Here is a 3862-nt window from a genome sequence, read left to right on the forward strand (position 1 = left end):
GCCGAAGGGGCCGTGGGGGCTGCGGGACGGTGCTGGGGGTCGCTCACGCCCCCAGGCTAGCCGGGCCCCCGGGGACCGGCCCCGCCCGGCGCGCCGTACCGCGGCGGCCGGCCGGGCGGTTCAGAGCAGGCCGAAGAACGCCGCCAGGACGGCGAGGATGACGGCGGCGGCCAGGACGAGGCCCGCGCGGCGGAGCATGTCCTGGGCGTCGCGCAGCTCCTGGGGCGGTTCGTCGGTGGGGTCGGACCACAGCATGGTGTCGATGGTGCGGCCGGTGGCCCCGGGGGCGCCTGAGTACCCGTACTCAGGTCGACGCCGTTTCGGGCTCAGGCTCGCGCGCCGCGGGGCGCGCCGGCCGCGCGGCGGGCCGCCGCTGCCGTCTGCGGTGGACGAACCAGGTGACCGCGCCGCCCACCGCGGCCAGCAGGACGCCGGCCACCAGCCACGGCACGTACAGGAACCCGGCCGTGCCCTCGGCGCGGGGTTCGCCGTTCCGGTCCGAGACGGCGATGCGCACCTCGCCCCAGTCCAGCTGGGGGGAGCCGCGCCAGCGTTCGGTGAGCCGCACGCGCTCCCCGGGCAGCAGCTCGGCCGGCACCTTCTTCAGTTCGCGCTCCAGCAGCGTCCGCCCGAACAGGCCCTCGGCCTTCAGCGTCACCCGCGGCCGCAGGATGGTGTTGCCGCCGTTGACCAGGGTGTACTCGATGACCGCCAGGCTGTCGCCGGTGCCGGGCAGCAGCGGGCGGCTGTCGCGGATCGTCACGTCGTCCACGTGCAGGCCGGGGATGAGCGGCCCGTTGACGTGCAGATAGATCCGCGCGGCGACCGCGCGCTGCACGCCGACGCCCACGGCCCCGCTGCTCGCGTCCACGCGCTGGTCGAGGGCGACGATCGCGCCCGGATGGTCGCCGGGCGTCGCGTCGTTGGGGATGGACAGGGTGAACGGGACGGAGACCTTCTTGTGCGGGGGCAGGGTGATCTCGGTCTTCGGCAGCTCGACCCACTTGCCCGTGTAGCGGGGCTCGACGTCCTTCGTACGGACCGCGAAGCCGCCGTCGCGCGGGGTGTTGTAGGCGTCCGCGGCGTAGAGGGTGAAGGTCGTCGGTTCGTCGGAGAGGTTGGACAGGACGACGGTGTCCTTCAGGACGGTGCCGCGGTCCGCCTTCAGTACGAAGTACGGGCGCGGACCCGCGCCTTCGGGGGCGTACGGGAAGACGGACCAGCGGCCGTTGTCGGCCGCGTGGGCGGCGGGTGCGAGGGTGGCCAGCAGTCCCAGGAACAGCGCCGCGAGTACGGCGTACAAGGGCTTGCGCATCTGTGGATCCCCTGGTGGAGGTGGACGGGCGGGCGTGTCCGTACGGCACGCCCGTCCGCCGCGGTGCGGAACCGGTGCGGAAGGGGGCCCGAGAGGGCCGGGTCGGGGCCCGATCGGTGGATCAGGCCAGGGTGAGTGTCAGCAGTGCGCTGTAGTCGCCTGTCGGCGAGAACCGGGGTACGGACAGCGACAGACCGGCGTCCGCCGTGAACTCACCGCCGGTGACCGCGCCGCCGGGGGTGCCGGCGAGCGTGGCGCCCGCGCTGCCGATGGAGCCGGGTGAGCCGGCCGCACAGGTGCTGGGGCTGCCGGCCGCCGTCGCGCAGGACGGGGTCCAGCTGAGCGCCGAGCCGGGAATGCTCGCCGTGCCGGGTCCGTCGAAGTCGGTGACCGTCCCGGTCAGCGACCAGCCGACAGTGCCGCCGCGGTAGTCCTTCACGGTGACGCTGTTCAGCGCGCCGGTGGAGTTGCCGCCCTCGCCGAAGGGCACCGACGTCATCTCGACGGTGTCCCCGGACTGGGTCATCGACAGGGTGCCCGCCTGGACCGCCGTGTTCAGCTTCTGGCTGCCGGGCGGCGGCGGGGTGGTGTCGACGACGTCGTACGGCACGGGTCCGGCCGCGGTGGCCGGATCGTAGGCGGCTCCCTCGAACGCGATGATGCCGGTGGTGCTCAGCGCGTTGACGGTCAGCGAGGCGGAGAACGCCCCGCCGGCGTCGGCCGTGGCGGTGGTGACGTCACCGGTGGGGTTCTGGCCCGCGACACCCGCGATGGTGATCGCGGCGCCCGCGGTGAAGTTGGTGCCGTTCACCGTCACCGGTGCGCCCATGTTGCCGGACGCTGCGCTGAGCTGGATCGCGCGTACCGCCACGCCCGTCGCCGTGACGGTCTCGGAGACCGGGGCGGGCGGGGTGAGGACGGTGCACGGGGTGTCCAGCTCCAGGATGTAGCTGGTGTGGATGTTGTAGTCGCCGGGGCGCAGTTCGATGGCGCCCGGCTCGGTGACCGTGAAGGTGCCGGTCATCGTCATCTCCGGGAAGGGTGCCTTGCCGGGGATGGGCGGGTTGGACTTCGGCCCCGCCACGTTCACCGTGCCGCTCTGGGCGCCGGTGAGCACGACCTTGCCGGTCGGGGTCACGACGTCCGCGGGCAGCGCGATGTCGGTGGGGTTCGAGGCCGCGGCCTGCGTGATCTTGTACGTGACGGTGACCGTGTCGCCGACGTTCGGGGTGGTGTCACTCACCTCGACGACGGCGGTCGTCGGACCGTCGATCGGCGGCAGCCCCGCCACGGCGGGCGGAATGCAGTGCGCCGTGAACGTCACCGGCGTGGCGGCACTCGCGGGGCCCACGGCCCCGAGGGCGACTCCTAAAACCGCCGCGCCGACCAGAGCCACGGATCTGCGGCGCCGGCCGAATCTCTTGTTGTTCGTACCCATGTGCCCCCCTTGGGTCAGGGATCCGGCAACGCGGGGTTTTCGCAGATGCCGGTGGGGGCTCATTTGGGGATGAGCCCCCTGAGAAGTCAATGGGCACTCGAGCCAGTGTCTGATGGGCCGTCAAGTGATGGCATGGTCATCTGGCGATGCGTCAGATGTGCGGGGGTCGGCTGCGGGCGGCGCTCCGTGGGCTGTGCCCTCGGCTCCCCTTCGCGGGTGTGGGCCTGCGGCGGGCGTCCTCGGTGCGGTCGCGCTGCGCGGTGCGGTCCCGCGGGCGCCTGCGGCGCGCTTCGGCGCTGCGCGCCTCGTCCTCAAACGCCGGACGGGCTCGGAGGGGGGCCGGTCCCGCCGGAGAGGTCCAGTGCTGCTGGCGCCTGCGGCGCGGTTCGGCGCTGCGCGCCTCGTCCTCAAACGCCGGACGGGCTAGGGGGTGGTGCGGTCGTGCTGGGAGGCGTCGGTTGCGTCGGCTGACGCGCTTCGGGCTTCGCCCGAAGTCCTCAAACGCCGGACGGGCTGGAAAGGGAGCCGGTCACCCTGGACGGGACCCAGCACGCTGGACGGGGGCCCGGCACGCTGGAAAGGCCGCCCGTCACCCCGGAAGGGGCCCGTCACGTTGGAAAGGGCGCCTTTGCCGGCGGAGCGTAGCGGAGTCGGTCCACCCGTGCCGGATCACCATCGGCATCCCTCGGCGGAGCGCCAGCGGAGCCGTTCGCTTCGTAGCAGGCCGGCGGAGCGCAGCGGAGACGGCACCGCCCCACCGGGTCACCGCAGGCATCCCCCGGTGCAGCGCAGCGGAGCCGCCTCGCTTCGTACCGGTGGAGCGTCAGCGGAGCCGTTCGCTGGGCGGCGCCATGGCGACGGCCCCTCGCGCTCCGCCCGGCAAGGCCCCCTGGGGCCGCAGAATCGCTTCGATCCGCAACGACAAACGGCCACGAACACCCCCCAACCCCCAACCAGCACCCACCCCGCCAGGGCGAGCCCGCACCCCCAGGCGCCGGCGTCAGGTAAGACGACCCGTAACGGGTGGCGTGTGGGTGGGGGCAACCCCGCGCCGAAGGCGCGCCGCCCACCGCAGGGACGCCGCGAGATGGTCGTCGCCCTCGCCGTAC

At 73.5% G+C, this 3862-nt stretch carries 3 protein-coding genes; all 3 read right to left on the reverse strand.

The annotated features are described in order from the left end of the window. Positions 1-120: 120 nt before the first annotated feature. The 3 genes from AB0M28_RS40025 to AB0M28_RS40035 all read right to left on the reverse strand — a co-directional run bounded on the left by AB0M28_RS40025 (position 121) and on the right by AB0M28_RS40035 (position 2753). Positions 121-255 (reverse strand): hypothetical protein, encoded by a 135-nt coding sequence (locus AB0M28_RS40025; protein WP_365415704.1) that lies wholly within the window; start codon positions 253-255, stop codon positions 121-123. 49 nt (positions 256-304) lie between these two features. Continuing rightward, positions 305-1315 (reverse strand): DUF916 domain-containing protein, encoded by a 1011-nt coding sequence (locus tag AB0M28_RS40030; protein WP_365415706.1) that lies wholly within the window; start codon positions 1313-1315, stop codon positions 305-307. Positions 1316-1436: 121 nt separating this feature from the next. Beyond that, positions 1437-2753, reverse strand: a complete 1317-nt coding sequence (locus tag AB0M28_RS40035; protein ID WP_365415708.1) for a beta-xylosidase — start codon at positions 2751-2753, stop codon at positions 1437-1439. Positions 2754-3862: the final 1109 nt, after the last annotated feature.

This window comes from Streptomyces sp. NPDC051940 (assembly GCF_040680895.1).
Lineage (GTDB): Bacteria > Actinomycetota > Actinomycetes > Streptomycetales > Streptomycetaceae > Streptomyces.

Coding starts and splice junctions, on each gene's coding strand:
- AB0M28_RS40035 (WP_365415708.1), bottom strand. CDS start 2,753: ATGGGTACGAACAACAAGAGATTCGGCCGGCGCCGCAGATCCGTGGCT.
- AB0M28_RS40025 (WP_365415704.1), bottom strand. CDS start 255: ATGCTGTGGTCCGACCCCACCGACGAACCGCCCCAGGAGCTGCGCGAC.
- AB0M28_RS40030 (WP_365415706.1), bottom strand. CDS start 1,315: ATGCGCAAGCCCTTGTACGCCGTACTCGCGGCGCTGTTCCTGGGACTG.